We start from the raw sequence: 15,912 nt of genomic DNA, 5'->3' as shown, positions 1-15,912 counted from the left end.
AGTAGCTTCCGACCCACAGCGGGGGGTCGGTCTGGATCAGACCCCGCTGCGGGTACTGGCTACTACGAGAATGCGATGCACGATCGCCGAGGTTAGCCCTCCCGGATGGCGCGCGCAACTTCCTTTTGCCGCCCGCGCCGACGGTCGGCTACTCTAATTGAGAATTTGTTCAATCCATCAAGTCGCAGGATCTCCATGCCGAATCGCCACCCACCCGGAACCGAGCAGCCGCTCTACGAGATCAAGGCCAATCTCTTCAAGGCGCTCGCGCACCCGTCGCGCATCCGGGTGCTGGAGATCCTGTCCGCCGCCGAGGAACCCACCCCGGTCAGCGCGATCCTCGCCCGCAGCGACATCGAGCCGACGCTGCTGTCCCAGCACCTGGCCGTCCTCAAGCGCCATCAAGTGGTCACCGCCGAACGCATCGGCAACGCGGTCTTCTACCGGCTCGCCCATCCGAAGATCTCCGAACTGCTGGTCATCGCGCGCACCTTCCTGGCCGACACCCTCAGCGCCCGCCGCGATCAGCTCGACGCGCTGGCCGCGCTGCCCCCGATCGGCGGCCTCGGTGTCGAGTGACGTCGGGCGGCTGCTGCCGCGGCGCGCCGATTACGCCGAACTCCCCCGCAGCTGGCGCCAGGACCTGCTGGCCGGCATCACCGTCGGCGTGGTGGCGCTGCCGTTGGCGCTGGCGTTCGGCATCAGCTCCGGGGTCGGGGCCGCCGCCGGACTCATCACCGCGGTCATCGCCGGGCTGGTCGCCGCGGTGTTCGGCGGCTCGGATGTGCAGGTGTCCGGCCCGACCGGGGCAATGGCCGTCGTCCTCGCCCCCATCGTCGCCGCCTACGGGCTCGGCAGCGTCGCACTGGTCACGCTGCTGGCCGGGCTGATGGTGCTGGCCATGGGCGCCACCGGCCTGGGCCGCGCGGTCACCTTCATCCCGTGGCCGGTGATCGAGGGGTTCACCCTGGGGATCGCGGCGATCATCTTCCTGCAGCAGGTGCCGGCCGCGCTCAACACCACGGCCCCGGCAGGCACGAGTCCCCTGGTCGCCGCCTGGGCGGTGCTGACCGGCGCGGACTGGTCGGCCGCGCTGCCGGCACTGCTGGTGGTGGGCATCGTGGCGGTCCTGATGGTGGTGCTGCCCCGGCTGCACCGCGGCATCCCGGAATCACTGGCCGCGATCATCGTCGCCGCCGCTGCCGTTGGCGCCCTTGGCCTTTCGGTGGACCGGATCGGGGAACTCCCGGACCACCTGCCCGCGCCGGTGTTGCCGCACGCCGACCCGGCCGCGTTGCGGGCGCTGCTCGGCGCGGCGCTGGCCATCGCCGCGCTGGCCGCCATCGAGTCCCTGCTGTCGGCCCGGGTGGCGGCCACCATGTCACCGACCGGCCCGTACGACCCGGACCGCGAACTCGTCGGGCAGGGTCTGGCGTCGGTGGCCTCGGGCATGTTCGGCGGGATGCCCGCCACTGGGGCCATCGCCCGCACCGCGGTCAACGTCCGCTCCGGGGCCCGCACCCGGGTCGCCGCGATCGTGCACTGCCTGCTGCTGCTCGCGGTGGTCTACTTCGCCAGCGGGCCGGTGGCCACCATCCCGCTGTCCGCGCTGTCGGCGGTGCTGATGGTGACCTCGTTCCGGATGATCTCCACCCGGACCGTCGCCAAGATCCTGCGGGCGAGCCGTTCGGATGCGCTGACCTTCGTGCTCACCGCGACGATCACCATCGTCTTCGACCTGATCGACGCCGTGGTGATCGGCATCCTGGTGGCCGCGTTCTACGCGTTGCGCGCGGTGGCCCGACGCAGCAGCGTCACCCGCGAGAAGCTGCCCGTGCCGTATCGGCCCGGGGACGAGCGCATCGCACTGCTGCGGCTGGACGGTGCGATGTTCTTCGGTGCGGCCGAACGGATCTCCAGCGCGATCGTCGACGCCGACCATCCCGAGGTGTCGGTGGTGATCATCCGGATGTCCCAGCTGGGCATGCTGGACGCGACCGGCGCACACACGCTGGCCCAGATCACCGCCGACCTGGAGGCGCGCGGAGTCACCGTGATCATCAAGGGCGTGCAGCCCGAACACCTGGAGCTGCTCACCACGGTCGGGGCCATCGAGTCGCTGCGCCACGAGAACCACCTGATCGACTCGCTCGACGAGGCGATCGCCCACGCCCGCAGCCACGTCTCCGGTTGACGCGGATCGGCACGGCCCACACCGGTAGGCAAGGATGGGCCCAGTGACCGGGTGGGAGATCGCACTGCTGTTCGTCGCCGGCATCGGTGGCGGGCTGACCGGCAGCATCGCCGGCCTGGCCTCGGTGTCGACCTACCCCGCGCTGCTCATGGTGGGCCTGCCACCGGTGACCGCGAACGTGACCAACACCGTGGCGCTGGTGTTCAACGGCGTCGGATCGGTGCGCGGCTCACTGCCCGAGCTGGCCGGACAGGGCCCGCGGCTGCGTCGGCTGATCCCGATGGGTGCGCTCGGCGGGCTGGCCGGAGCGGTGCTACTGCTGTCCATCCCCGACGACGGCTTCGAGAACGCGGTCCCGGTGCTGCTGGCGGTGGCCTCGGTGGCCATCGCGCTGCCCAAGGGCAGGGACGGGGCACGCCCGCTGTCGCGGCGCCGAAAGATCACCCAGGCGGTGGTGATCGGGCTGATCTGTCTCTACGGCGGATTCTTCGGCGCCGCAGCGGGTTTGCTGATGCTCGCCGTGTTCACCCGCACCGAGATGGTGACCTTCGCCGAGGCGAATGCCACCAAGAACGTGGTGCTCGGGGTCGCCAACGGCGTTGCGGCCGTGGTGTTCACCATCGCCGCCTCGGTGTACTGGCCGGCCGTGGCGGTGATGGGCGCGGGATGCCTGATCGGGGCCCGGCTCGGGCCGATCGTGGTGCGACACGCCCCGGCCACCCCGCTGCGGCTGCTGATCGCCGCCGCCGGACTGACCCTGGCGGTCAAGCTCGGCGTCGACACCTACTCCTGAAACGACTTCGGCGCGTTCACGTCCGCAGCACGGACGTGAACGCGCCGAAGTTCACCGCTTACTTGGGGGCGAACCGCTGACCGGCGTCCAGACGCAGGCACTGCCCGTTGAGCATCGGGTTCTCCACGATCGCCAGCGCCAGCTTCGCGTATTCCTCGGGCTTGCCGAGACGCTTCGGGAAGGCGGCATCCTTGGTGAGCACGCTGGCGAACTCATCCGGGATGCCCTCGGTCAGACCGGTGGCGAACAGGCTCGGCGCGATGGCCAGCGCCCGGATGCCCAGGCTGCCCAGGTCGCGGGCCATGGTCAGGCACATGCCGGCGATGGCGGCCTTGGAGGCGGTGTAGGCCACCTGGCCGATCTGGCCCTCGAAGGCGGCGATGGACGCGGTGTTGATGATGACACCGCGCTCCTCGGCCTCCTCGTCGACCGGGTCGTTCTTGCTCATGTGCCAGGCCGCGAGGCGGCTGACATTGAAGGTGCCGATCAGGTTCAGGTCGATGCTCTTCCGGAACGACTCCAGGTCGTGCGGGCCGTCCTTCTTGACGGTGCGCTCGGCGATCCCGCCACCGGCGGTGGTCACCGCGATGTGCAGCCCGCCCAGATCCTCGACGACCTTGGCCAGCAGCTGTTCGGTGCCCTCGAAGTCGAGAATGTCGACGTCGTGGAAGGATCCGCCGATTTGGTCGGCGACGTCCTTGCCCTTGGACTGCGGACGGTCGAGGATCGCGACAGCGGCGCCCCGCTTGGCCAACGCCTCGGCGGTCGCCCGGCCGAAGCCGGATGCCCCGCCGACAACCACGGCCTTCTTGCCCGAAATCTCCATCTAGCTCCCTTTCCATAAATCGGTCGAAATGTAACGTTACGGCAAGATCGTCACTTTACGGTAAGGCTTTCGGCACGTCGGCTCGGCTAGCGTGGTCTGGTGGTTCGCACATCCCCGGACATCCCTGCAGCGACTCGGATCCTCAGCGGTATCGCCGCAGCCGCGGTGACCCTGGGGCTGAGCGCCCTAGTGGCCGTCCCACTGGGCTCATCCGCCGACGCCCGCAACGCGATCGGGTCGACCGTCATCGACCTGACGCCGGGTCCGGTCAAGGAATGGGCGATCCAGACCTTCGGCACCGCCGACAAGCTGTTCCTGACGGTGATGGTGCTGCTCGTCATCGCCGTGCTGGCCGGTCTCGCCGGGCTGCTGGAGCGCCGCCGGCTGCCGATCGGGTCGGTGATGTTCGCCGCCGCGGCGATCGCCGGCTGCGTCGCGGTGCTGACCCGCGCCGGCGCGGCCCCGGTCGACGTGATCCCCACCGCCGTCGGCGGTCTGGGCGGCATCCTCACCCTGCGGTTCCTGACCTCGGGCCGGTTGACCGACGGCACCGCCCACGAGGCCGCCGAGGCCGATCCGGGACGGCGGCTGTCGCTGGCCGCGCTGGGTCTGCTCGGCTTGGGTGTGCTGGGCGCGGCGGTGGGCTCGGCCTGGTCGCGGCGGGTGCATTCGGTGGCCGGCGACCGGGCGGCGTTCGCCCCGCCGCCGGTGGCCGCACCGGCGGCGCCGGTGCCGCCGGGCGTGCAGCCGACCGGGGTGGACGTGACCCCGTTCGTCACCGACAACGCCGACTTCTACCGCATCGACACCGCGCTGAGCGTGCCGCAGCTGTCCCGGGACGGCTGGCGGCTGCGCATTCACGGCATGGTGGACAGCGAGAAGACATTCAGCTTCGCCGATCTGGAGCAGTTCGAGTTCGTCGAGCAGATGGTGACGCTGGCCTGCGTCTCCAATCCGGTCGGCGGTGACCTGGTCGGCAATGCGGTGTGGGGCGGCTACCGGGTACGCGACCTGCTCGCCGCCGCCGGGGTCTCCGCCGAGGCCGACATGGTGCTCTCGGAGTCCAGTGACGGGTTCACCGCGGGCACCCCGGTCGAGGCGATGACCGACGACCGGGACGCGCTGCTGGCCGTCACCATGAACGGGCAGCCGCTGCCCATCGAACACGGCTACCCGGCCCGGCTGGTGGTGCCCGGCCTGTACGGCTACGTCTCGGCCACCAAGTGGGTGGTGGATCTGGAGTTGACGAGATTCGATCGGGCTCAGGGTTATTGGACGCCGTTGGGTTGGTCCGAGCGCGGCCCGATCAAGACCCAGTCCCGTATCGACGTGCCACGCTCCGGGCAGGACGTGGCGCTCGGGCCGGTCCGGTTCGGCGGGGTGGCCTGGGCGCAGCCCCGCGGGGTGCGCGCGGTGGAGGTGCGCATCGACTCCCCCACCGGCGAAGGTCAGTGGCAGCAGGCCACCCTGGGTGCGGCCTATTCGAACGACACCTGGCGGCTGTGGAGCTTGGACTGGCAGGCCGAAACCTCGGGCCTGCACACCATCACGGTGCGCGCCACCGACAACACCGGGTACGTGCAGACCTCGGACTGGGCCAGCGTCATCCCCGACGGCGCCACCGGCTGGCATTCGGTGGACTTCGCGGTGGGCTGAGGGACTTTCGGCACTAGTTGCGCACCCCTCGGCGGAGCAGGCTGGGGATATGGACGCGACCTTTCCCGATCGGCACACCGTCGAGACGGTGCTGTCGTTGGCGACCCGCGCACCGTCGATCCACAATACGCAGCCCTGGCACTGGCGCGTCCACGCCGACCGACTGGAGTTGCACGCCGACCCCGAACGCGCTCTGCCGCAGACCGATCCGGACTCCCGGGATCTGCTGCTCAGTTGCGGCGCCACGCTGCATCACGCGGTGATCGCGCTGGCCGCGCACGGTTGGCAGGCGCAGGTGCGCCGGCTGCCCGACCCGGATCAGCCCGGATATCTGGCCAGCGTCGGCGTGCGCCGCTGTGCACCGGCCGGCTCGGACGTGCCGCTGGCCGCGGCGATCCCGCGGCGGCGCACCGACCGCCGGGGCTATGGCGCCTGGGCCGTCTCGGATGCCGACATCGCCCTGATGGGGGCGCGGACCGCCCGGGCAGGGGTGATGCTGCGCCAGGCGCAGCGGCTGCCCGAATTGCAGCGGATCGTCACCGAGGCGGTCTGGCGGCACGCCACCGACCGGGAGTATCTGACCGAATTGTCCACCTGGAGTGGGCGTTACGGCTCACTCGCCGGGGTCCCGGCGCACAACACCCCCAAACCCGATCCGGCGGCCCGGATCCCGGCCCGGCTATTCGCCGGCCCGGTGCTGGCGCAACCGGCCGACGGCAGCGGTGAGCACGACGGCGTCGCGGTGCTGGCGCTGGGCACCAAGGACGACAGCGCGCTGTCACGGTTGCGGGCCGGCGAGGCGACCAGCCTGGTGCTGCTCACCGCGACCACCCTGGGGCTGGCCAGCTGCCCGGTCACCGAGCCGCTGGAGATCGCCGAGACCCGGGCCGCGGTGCGCGACGACGTGTTCGGCGACATCGGGTATCCGCAGATGCTGCTGCGGGTGGGCTGGGCGCCGGTCAACGCCGACCCGCTGCCCGCCACACCGCGGCTGCCGTTGTCAGCGGTCGTGGACTGGCCCGCGCAGCTGGGCTGACTGCTCCAGCTTGGACGCGAAAACCGCTGCCTGCGTACGGCGTTGCATGCCCAGTTTGGCCAGCAGCCGGGACACGTAGTTCTTCACCGTCTTCTCGGCGAGGAACATCCGCGCCGCGATCTGGCGGTTGGTCAGCCCGTCGGCCAGCAGGTGCAGCAGGGTTTTCTCCTGCTCGGTGAGCCCGGTCAGCGGGTCGTTCTTCTCCGCGGCCCCGCGCAGGTTGGCCATCAGCGCGGCCGCGGCCCGGGTGTCCAGCAGTGAGCGGCCCGCGCCGACGTCCTTGATGGCCCGGGCCAGTTCGAGGCCCTTGATGTCCTTGATCACGAACCCGCTGGCGCCGGCCAGGATGGCATCGAGCATGGCCTCGTCGGAGGTGAACGACGTCAGCATCAGACAGCGCAGATCGGGCAGGTCCGACAGCAGGTCTCGGCACAGTTCGATGCCGTTGCCGTCGGGCAGCCGGACGTCGAGCACCGCCACATCGGGGCGGGCGGCCGGGATGCGGGCCAGCGCCTCGGCCACCGTGCCGGCCTCGCCGACCACCTCCAGCTCGGGATCGGCGCCGAGCAGATCGATCAGTCCGCGCCGCACGACCTCGTGATCGTCGACCAGGAACACCTTCACCACGGGCATCGCCCCATCATCCCCGGTCCCGGTCACGCGCGGTACTGCGGCCCGGCGTCCTCCCGGAACTCGCGGCCGGTGATCCGCTCGGTGCGGATCCGGATGAAGTGGTCGCGGCGGCCCTGGGCCCACGGCTCGATGAAGGTCCCGGCCACCTCGACCAGATCGTCGATCCCGGAGATGGATTCGGCCTGCCCGACCACCGTGACGCTCCACCCGTTGCGCAGATCGGGATCGAGTTCGTCGGCCTCGAAGGCCACCACCTGATTGGCGGTGGCCGCCTCCAGTTTGGGTCCACCGGCCACCCGGATCACCACATCGTCGCGCCACAACCGGAAGTTGACCGGCTGGATCGCCGGCAGGGCGTCCTCGGTGAACACCAGCCTGCCGACTCTGACCTGCGCCAACCTGTCCAGGCACTGCCTACGGTTGAGTACGTCGAGTTGCTGGCCGTGCGACATGGTCATCACCTTCCTTCCGCGAACTCCGCTCAGTGTGCGCCGCGAAACCCCGACCCAGCAGAGCCGAAGGTCCCTACTTCGCCGTCACCAGCCGCGGCGGTGCGGCTGAGAACCGACCAGTTCCGTGCCGGCGGCGACATCACGGCTGCGGTAGACGATATAGGGCCGGAACAAGTATCCGATCGGGGCACTGAAGACGTGCACCAGCCGGGTGAACGGCCACAGACAGAACAGCACCAGCGCGATGACGACGTGGATGTGGAACTGCAGCGGCGCCTCGACCATCAGATCACCGCGGGGTTGCAGGATCCAGATGGACCGGAACCACGGCGAAACACTCTCCCGGTAGTCGTGATCGGCGCCCGCCGGGGTCGCGCCGAGCAGCGTGCAGGCGAAGCCGGCGATCATCGCGGCCACCAACGCCAGATACATCACCTTGTCGTTGACGGTGGTGGCCATGAACACCGGGCCGCGGGTCCGCCGACGGTAGATCAGCAGCGCGATACCCACCAGCGCGGCGACGCCCGCGATGCCGCCGAGAATGACGGCCTGCAGGTGGTAGGCGTGCTCGCTGATCACCAGGTCCATCCAGGACTCCGGGATCACCAATCCGATCACGTGCCCGATGATCACCACCAGCATGCCGAAGTGGAACAGCGGGCTACCGATCCGCAGCAGTCGTGATTCGTAGAGCTGTGAGGAACGGGTGGTCCAGCCGAACTTGTCATACCGGTACCGCCACCACGTGCCGACGATGACGACCGCCAACGTCACATAGGGCACCACGTCCCAGAAGATCTCCCAACCCGACATGTCAGCCCCCTCCAGCTGCCCGGCGGGGCGGCACGGTCAGTTGAAATGGTTGCAGTCCAACGGTTTCGGCGGGCGGCCCGGTGCTGAGCAGACGATGCACCTGATCCTCGGCGGTGACCGGCAGCGTCGTGCACACCGCCATCACCGCGTGGGCGTACGGCGAACCCGTCTCGTCGAGGGCCTGGCGCAGCGCCTCGATCGGCACCCGGTGCTCGGTGAGCAACGCGCGACCTGCCGCCGGGTCGACGGTGGCGGCGAACTCCAGCACCACCGGCAGGTGATCGGGTGCCTCACCGGCCGGCGGTTGCGCACCCGCGGCCCGGTAGGCCTGGGCAAAGGTCAGCATCTGCATGCCCCGGTTGCGAGTGTCCCCGGCGGTCCAGTAGGTCAGCAGCATGGTGCGGCGCCGACTCAGATCGAAGGTCTGCACGTACTCGGACTGCGCGGTCAGCGCGTCGAGGCTGCGCAACCCGGACAGCGCGGCGCGCAACGGGGACGCATCCGGGTCGCCAAGGTGCTCGATCAATCCCTCGACGCTGTCCAGTCGGGCGGCGTGCCCGTCGTCGGGGTAGGCCAGCAGCAGTGAAGCGGCCTGCCACACCAGACGGTCCCGCAGCATATTGCTGCTGCGGGCAGCATCCTTGCGCCACTTCACGATTTGTCCTTCGGGAAGATACCGGCCGGCACACCACGGCCGTCCCAGTTGAGCAAGTTCACCCGGGACGGCCGGTCGGCGTTGGCGGCCATCCCCTCGGTGGTCTGCCGGTGGTGCAGTGCGTGGAAGGTCTCGACCGCGACCGGCACCGGCCCACCGGAGGCCTCCCCGAACGGACCGGACTCGTACATGCCCGGGCCGCCGTCGAAGTCCAACGAGCAGCCCGGTTCCTCCAGACGTCCTCCGTCGGCACCGTAGGCGGTCGGGATGACGTAGCGGTCTTCGTATTTCGCGATGGCCAGCAGCCGGTACATCTCGTAGATCTGCTCTTCGGTCATCCCGACCGCCGCCGGGATGTGCGGCTGGGTCTCCCGCCCGAGGTTGATGTCGCGCATGTAGGCGCGCATCGCGGCCAGCCGGCGCAACACCCCGTCCACTACCGCGGTGTCACCGGCGGTGAACAGGCCGGCCAGATACTCGATCGGGATGCGCAGTGCCTCCAACGCCCCGAACAGGTTGCCGATGTCCTCACCGTCGTGCCCGTCGCGGCTGACGGCGTCGACCACCGGTGACAGCGGCGGGATGTACCACACCATCGGCACTGTCCGGTATTCCGGATGCAGCGGCAGCGCAACGCCGTAGGTGTGGATCAGTTTATATACCGGGGACCGCTGCGCGGCCTCGATCCATTCGTCGGAGATGCCCTCGGCGCGGGCCCCGGCGATCACCGCCGGGTCGGTCGGGTCCAGCAGGATCTGCCGGTGCGCCTCGTAGAGGTCTTTGTCATCGGGCACCGATGCGGCGGCGAGCACCTTGTCCACGTCGTAGAGCACCAGGCCGAGGTAGCGCAGCCGGCCCACACAGGTCTCCGAACACACCGTCGGCAGGCCGACCTCGATGCGCGGGTAGCACATCGTGCACTTCTCGGCCTTGCCGGTCTTGTGGTTGAAATAGACCTTCTTGTACGGACATCCGGAGACGCACATCCGCCAGCCCCGGCAGCGGTCCTGGTCCACCAGCACGATGCCGTCCTCGGCGCGTTTGTACATCGCGCCGGACGGACACGACGCCACACAGGACGGGTTCAGGCAGTGCTCGCAGATGCGGGGCAGGTAGAACATGAAGGTCTGTTCGAGCTCGAGCTTGATCTGCTCACTGACCTTCTGCAGCACCGGATCTCCCGGCACGATCTCCGGAGAGCCACCGAGATCGTCATCCCAGGCCGCCGACCACGACACCTTCATCGGTTTCCCACTGATCAGGCTGCGCGGCGGGGCGACCGGAATGTGCTCGCCCAGTGGCGCGGTGGTGAGATTCTCGTAGTCGTAGGTCCACGGTTCGTAGTAGTCGTCGATGGACGGCAGTTTCGGGTTGGCGAAGATGCGCAACAGCTTGGCGAAGCGGCCGCCGTCGCGTAGCCGCAGCCGGCCGCGGCGATCCAGTCGCCAGCCGCCGCGCCAGCGTTCCTGATCTTCGTAGGTCCGCGGGTAGCCCTGTCCGGGCCGGGTTTCCACATTGTTGAACCACACGTACTCGGTGCCGGCCCGGTTCGTCCAGGCCTGCTTGCAGGTCACCGAACAGGTATGACAACCGATGCACTTGTCCAGATTCATCACCATCGCCATCTGGGCCATGACCTTCACTGGTACTCCACCTCCTGCGACCGCCGCCGCACCACGGTCACTTCGTCGCGTTGGTTACCGGTCGGGCCCAGATAGTTGAAGGCGAAGGAGTGCTGGGCATACCCGCCGGCCAGGTGGCTGGGTTTGATCAACAGCCGGGTCAGCGAATTGTGGATGCCGCCGCGGGTTCCGGTGGTCTCGGTCAGCGGCACGTCGATGGTGCGCTCCTGGGCGTGGTAGACGAACACCACGCCCTCGGGCATCCGGTGACTGACGATCACGCGGCAGACCAGCACCCCGTTGCGGTTCACCGCCTCGACCCAATCATTGTCGCGGACGGCAATTTTCGTCGCGTCGGCCGGCGACATCCACATCGTCGGACCGCCGCGGGACAGCGAGAGCATGAACAGGTTGTCCTGGTACTCGGAATGGATCGACCATTTCGAGTGTGGTGTAAGGTACCGCACCGTCAACCCCACGCCGTTGGAACCGGGCTCCCCCACCTGCGGTTCACCGAACAGCCGGCCCATGTCCAGCGGCGGCCGGTAGATCGGCAGTTGCTCGCCGAGTTCCTCCAGCCAGTCGTGGTCGACGTAGAAGTGCATCCGTCCGGTCAGGGTGTGAAAAGGCTTGAGTTCCTCGATGTTGACCGTGAACGGCGCGTAGCGCCGCCCGCCGGTTTCGCTGCCCGACCATTCGGCACTGGTGATCACCGGCACCGGCCGGGCCTGCGTGTCGGCGTAGGTGATGCGGCGCTCCTCACTACCGGCGGCAAGGTGCGCCAGTTTCCGGCCGACCCGCTTCTCCAGTTCCAAGAAGCCTTCCACCGCGAGCCGGCCGTTGGAGGTGCCCGACAGCGCCAGAATCACGTCGGCCATCCGCTCGGCCGTGGTGATTGCCGGCCGGCCCTGCGCGGCACCGGAATCCATCACCCCAAACTTTGCGCCGAGTTCGCGCACCTCCTGATCCGGGTGGGTCGTCACGCCCTTGGTGGTCACCCCCAAGGAGTCCACCAGTGGCCCCAGAGTGGCCCACTTCTGCGCGATCGCACCGTAGTCGCGCTGCACCACCGCGATCGGACCCATCGTCCTACCTGGGACCGGCACCTCCCCGGTAACGCGCCAATCATGCTCGGCACCGGACGGATAGGCCATCGCGCCGGGGGTGTCGTGTTGTAGAGTGCCCAACACCACATCGGTGCGCACCCCCAGGTGTTTGGCGGCCAGCGCGCTGAATGTGCGGGCCACCGCGCCGAACGCCTCGAAATCCGAGCGGGTTTCCCACGGCGGGTCGACGGCCGGGCTGAACGCATGCACATAGGGGTGCATATCGGTGCTGGACAGGTCCGCCTTCTCGTACCAGGTCGCGGCGGGCAGCACCACATCGGAGAGCAGCGTCGTCGAGGTCATCCGGAAATCGATGGACATCAGCAGGTCGAGCTTGCCTTCCGGGATGTCCTCGGTCCAGCGGACATCGTTGGGCCGCAATTCATCTGGGGCAGGATCGCCCTGCACATTCGAAGTGGTACCCAGTAGGTGGCGCAAAAAGTACTCGTTGCCTTTACTCGAGGATCCCAGCAGATTGGCCCGCCACACATTGAGTACCCGCGGCCAGTTGGCCGGGTTGTCCGGGTCGGTGACGGCCAGTTTGAGTTCGCCCGAGGCCAGCTGGCCGGCCACATACTCCGGGATGTCCTGGCCTGCGGCGGTGGCCTCGTCGGCCACGTCCAGGCTGGACCGGTCGAACTGCGGGAAGAACGGGCTCCACCCCATCGCGGTCGCCGAGGCCAACACGTCCATGGTGTGCTTTCCGGCGAATCGGCCCCGGCCCACCGGGCTGGCCAGGGTGTCGGCACGGTAGCCGTCATAGCGCCACTGATCGGTGTGGGCGTACCAGTAGGAGGTGCCGGCCATCTGCCGGGGTGGCCGCGACCAGTCGGTGGCCATCGCCATGGTGGCCCACCCGGTGACCGGGCGGCACTTCTCCTGGCCGACGTAGTGGGCCCAGCCGCCGCCGTTTCGTCCCATCGATCCCGTCAGCAGCAGCAGGGCCAGCACGGCCCGATAGGTGGCGTCCCCGTGGAACCACTGGCAGATGCCGGCGCCCATGATGATCATCGATCGGCCGTTGGACTCTTCGGCGTTGCGGGCGAATTCACGGGCGATCCGGATGACCTGTGCCGCCGACACGCCGGTGATGGGTTCCTGCCAGGCCGGGGTATAGGGACGCTCGGCATCCTGGTAGCCGCTGGGCCAGTCACCGGGAAGACCGGGGCGGGCCACCCCGTACTGGGCCAGCATCAGGTCGAACACCGTACACACCAGGAGGTCTCCGACCCGGCGCACCGGTACCCCGCGGGTCATCGTCTCGCCGTGCCCGTCCACGGTGTCGAAGCGCGGCAACCGGATCTCGGCGGTCTCACCGCCCTCGACCGCCACGGTGAGGGCGGGCACCAGGTTTTCCAGGTCCAGGTTCCAGCGACCTGCCCCACTGTCTCCGAACCGGAATCCCAACGAGCCCTGCGGCACCGCGACGCTGTCGCTGACGCTGTCCAGCAGCACCGGTTTGAACGCTGAATTCTCCTGTGCCGCGATGTCTCCGCCGAGGTCGGCGGCGGTCAGATTCTTGCCCGGCACCACGGCATCGCCACGGGCTTCCAGCGTGACCAGGAACGGCAGGTCGGTGAACTTGCGCACGTAGTCTACGAAAAACGGGACACGTTTGTGCACAAAGCATTCCGACAGAATCACATGGCCCATCGCCATCGCCATCGCGCCGTCGGTGCCGGCCGCGCACGGCATCCACTCATCGGCAAATTTCGTGTTGTCGGCGTAGTCGGGGCTGATCGTCACCACTTTCGTTCCGCGGTATCGGACCTCGGCCATCCAGTGCGCGTCCGGTGTCCTGGTGACCGGCACGTTGGACCCCCACATCAGCAGATATGCCGCGTCCCACCAGTCCCCCGATTCCGGGACGTCGGTCTGGTCACCGAACACCTGCGGCGAGGCCACCGGCAGGTCGGCGTACCAGTCGTAGAACGAGGTCATCACCCCGCCGAGCAGTTCCACGAATCGGGACCCGCACGCATGGCTGACCATGGACATCGCCGGGATCGGCGAGAAACCGGCCACCCGGTCCGGGCCATAGGTCTTGATGGTGTGCACGTGTGCGGCCGCGATCATCTCGGTGGCCTCGGCCCAACCAACCCGCACCAGGCCGCCCTTGCCGCGGGCCTGCTGGTAGCCGCGGCGGCGGTCCGGGTCGCCCTGGATGTCGGCCCACGCCAGCACCGGATCCTGCAGGCGCGCCTTGGCCTCCCGGTACATCTCGACGAGCACGCCGCGCGCGTACGGGTATCGGACCCGGGTCGGCGAGTAGGTGTACCAGGAGAACGCGGCCCCGCGCGGGCAGCCGCGCGGCTCGTACTCGGGCCGGTCCGCCCCCACCGACGGGTAGTCGGTCTCCTGGGTCTCCCAGGTGATGATGCCGTCCTTGACGTAGATCTTCCACGAGCACGACCCGGTGCAGTTGACCCCGTGGGTGGACCGCACGATCTTGTCGTGGCTCCACCGGTCCCGGTAGAACACGTCGCCCTCGCGCCCACCGCGGTGGCTGACGGTGCGCAGGTCCGCCGAGAAGGTGCCCGGGGTGAAGAACCGGCCGCTGCGTTCCAGCAGTTCTTCGGCGGCACCTCCGATATGCGGTGTGGTCACGACGGCGCCTCCTTGACGGGTTCGTGGGCGTGCAGGCGCAGAGCCGTGTAGCCGAAGGCGATCAGCGCCGTGACCACCAGCAGGACCAGACCGGTGGAGTAGTCGTTGTCGACGGGGTCATACGTCGTCCCCATCACCAGCGGCGGGAAGTAGCCACCCAAACCTCCTGCGGCGGAGACGATCCCGGTGATAGACCCGACCGATCTGGCCGGTGACCGGCGGGCCACCCAGGCGAAGACGCCGCCGGTGCCGATACCGAGGAACACCGCCAGGGTGACGAATGTCAGCGCGGACCACAGGTCCGGCGGGGGTTGGAGCATCGCGATGCCCGCCAGTACGGCGGTCCCACCGAAGGAGGTGAGCACCACGTATTTCGGCGGTATCCGGTCGGACAGCATGCCGCCCACCGGTCGGGCCAGCACGGCCGCCACCGCGAAGCCCGCGGTGCGGGCGCCCGCATCGACGGCGGAGAACTCGTAGATGGTCTTGATGTAGGTCGGCAGATAGTTGCTGAAGGCGACGAACCCGCCGAACACCACCGCGTAGAGGAACGCCATCTCCCAGGTGACCCGAAGCTTCGCAGCGGCCTTGAGTTTGGGCAGCACCGGGTCGGTGTTCGGGTGGAACGCCGCCGAATCGCGCATGGCCACCAGGCACAGCACCGCGGTCAGCGCCAGCGCCACCGCGATGATCAGGTGAGTGGTGAACAGACCGAACCAGCCCACGAATCGGGGCGTGAAGAACGCCGACAGTGCGGTGCCCACCATGCCCATGCCGAACACCCCGGTGGCGAATCCGCGCCGACTCGGCTCATACCAGTTGTTGGCGAAGGGAATACCGACCGCGAAGACGGTGCCGGCGATGCCGAGGAAGAAGCCGCACACCAACAGCATCGGGTAGGACCCGGCGGCACCGGCCGCCCCGACTGCCAGCACCGGGGGAATGGACGCCAGCGTGACCGCGATGAACATGACCCGACCACCGAAGCGGTCGGTGAGCGATCCGATCACGATGCGCCCCAACGACCCGACCAGGATGGGCGTGGCGACCAACATCGAAGCCTGCGTGCTGGACAGCCGCATATCGCCGGCATAGGTCGTCGACAGTGGCCCGATCATGTTCCAGGCCCAGAAGTTGATCGCCGAAACCCAGGTGGCGAGCACAAGGTTCATCGTTCGAGCAGAGCCGGTGATCGGCTCAACAGCCGCGTACACAGCCACAAGCGAACCATTGATCCGGCCGCACGGCATCTTTTTGAGCAATCTCGTCGTCACCGCACCGATGCGGCGAATACTCTGGCATTCACCGACGACGGCACCGGTGTCGCGATCTCACCAGCCTCGTCTGGCGGGCCGCGTCGGACGGCCACTGGACGCGCGATTACTGAACAGCGCCCAGCAAACTTCCCGGCGGATCGGTCGGCGCACTGACGCTGGTTCAGCGCCCGTTCGGCGGGGCGTCCGGGCTGCTGAGCACGCTTTCCCTCAAGTTCTGTCGGTCCCCGGTGGCAGGCTGGACG

13 protein-coding genes are annotated in these 15,912 nt (G+C 68.6%); 5 read left to right on the top strand and 8 right to left on the bottom strand.

Annotated elements, in window-relative coordinates:
• Positions 1-195: 195 nt before the first annotated feature.
• The 3 genes from ACWDUN_RS01545 to ACWDUN_RS01535 are packed head-to-tail and all read left to right on the top strand — an operon-like array spanning position 196 to position 2,987.
• Positions 196-579 carry an ArsR/SmtB family transcription factor gene (locus tag ACWDUN_RS01545; protein ID WP_449923639.1) on the top strand — a complete coding sequence of 128 codons (384 nt, stop codon included), beginning with the start codon at positions 196-198 and terminating at the stop codon, positions 577-579.
• Positions 569-2,194 (top strand): SulP family inorganic anion transporter, encoded by a 1,626-nt coding sequence (locus tag ACWDUN_RS01540; RefSeq protein WP_449923636.1) that lies wholly within the window; start codon positions 569-571, stop codon positions 2,192-2,194. Before ACWDUN_RS01545 ends, ACWDUN_RS01540 begins: the two co-directional genes overlap by 11 nt.
• A 34-nt stretch (positions 2,195-2,228) precedes the next feature.
• Entirely contained in the window at positions 2,229-2,987 is a 759-nt protein-coding gene (locus ACWDUN_RS01535) for a sulfite exporter TauE/SafE family protein (RefSeq protein ID WP_449923633.1), read from the top strand.
• Between the two features lie 58 nt (positions 2,988-3,045).
• Here the strand turns inward: ACWDUN_RS01535 and ACWDUN_RS01530 are convergent, their stop codons facing one another.
• A complete protein-coding gene (locus ACWDUN_RS01530) occupies positions 3,046-3,813 on the bottom strand; it encodes an SDR family NAD(P)-dependent oxidoreductase (RefSeq protein ID WP_449923630.1) in 768 nt (255 codons plus the stop codon).
• 99 nt (positions 3,814-3,912) lie between these two features.
• Here ACWDUN_RS01530 and ACWDUN_RS01525 point away from each other — a divergent pair, with 99 nt between their 5' ends.
• Both ACWDUN_RS01525 and ACWDUN_RS01520 read left to right on the top strand, forming a co-directional pair.
• Entirely contained in the window at positions 3,913-5,469 is a 1,557-nt protein-coding gene (locus ACWDUN_RS01525; RefSeq protein WP_449923627.1) for a molybdopterin-dependent oxidoreductase, read from the top strand.
• 49 nt (positions 5,470-5,518) lie between these two features.
• The gene (locus tag ACWDUN_RS01520; protein WP_449923625.1) at positions 5,519-6,505 is read left to right on the top strand and encodes an Acg family FMN-binding oxidoreductase; all 987 of its coding nucleotides are present in this window, start codon (positions 5,519-5,521) and stop codon (positions 6,503-6,505) included.
• Here the strand turns inward: ACWDUN_RS01520 and dosR are convergent.
• From dosR to ACWDUN_RS01485, 7 genes are all read right to left on the bottom strand, one after another.
• Positions 6,470-7,132 (bottom strand): hypoxia response regulator transcription factor DosR/DevR, encoded by a 663-nt coding sequence (gene dosR / locus ACWDUN_RS01515; protein WP_449926146.1) that lies wholly within the window; start codon positions 7,130-7,132, stop codon positions 6,470-6,472. The two genes, ACWDUN_RS01520 and dosR, sit on opposite strands and share 36 nt — an antisense overlap.
• Before the next feature lie 29 nt (positions 7,133-7,161).
• A complete protein-coding gene (locus ACWDUN_RS01510; RefSeq protein WP_449923622.1) occupies positions 7,162-7,590 on the bottom strand; it encodes a pyridoxamine 5'-phosphate oxidase family protein in 429 nt (142 codons plus the stop codon).
• 84 nt (positions 7,591-7,674) lie between these two features.
• Positions 7,675-8,403 (bottom strand): respiratory nitrate reductase subunit gamma, encoded by a 729-nt coding sequence (gene narI, locus ACWDUN_RS01505; RefSeq protein WP_449923619.1) that lies wholly within the window; start codon positions 8,401-8,403, stop codon positions 7,675-7,677.
• A gap of 1 nt (position 8,404) precedes the next feature.
• Positions 8,405-9,022, bottom strand: a complete 618-nt coding sequence (narJ, locus tag ACWDUN_RS01500) for a nitrate reductase molybdenum cofactor assembly chaperone (protein ID WP_449926143.1) — start codon at positions 9,020-9,022, stop codon at positions 8,405-8,407.
• Between the two features lie 32 nt (positions 9,023-9,054).
• Positions 9,055-10,701, bottom strand: a complete 1,647-nt coding sequence (narH, locus tag ACWDUN_RS01495) for a nitrate reductase subunit beta (RefSeq protein WP_449923616.1) — start codon at positions 10,699-10,701, stop codon at positions 9,055-9,057.
• Positions 10,698-14,393: a nitrate reductase subunit alpha gene (locus ACWDUN_RS01490; RefSeq protein WP_449923613.1), complete on the bottom strand. Its 3,696-nt coding sequence runs from the start codon at positions 14,391-14,393 to the stop codon at positions 10,698-10,700. Before ACWDUN_RS01490 ends, narH begins: the two co-directional genes overlap by 4 nt.
• On the bottom strand, positions 14,390-15,565 hold the full coding sequence (locus ACWDUN_RS01485) for a nitrate/nitrite transporter (protein ID WP_449923610.1): 1,176 nt from the start codon (positions 15,563-15,565) through the stop codon (positions 14,390-14,392). Before ACWDUN_RS01485 ends, ACWDUN_RS01490 begins: the two co-directional genes overlap by 4 nt.
• Positions 15,566-15,912 lie beyond the last annotated feature (347 nt).

Source organism: Mycobacterium sp. NPDC003323 (genome assembly GCF_053589535.1).
The sequence above is the reverse complement of the archived record's forward strand: the minus strand, read 5'-3'. Positions and strand labels throughout refer to the sequence as shown.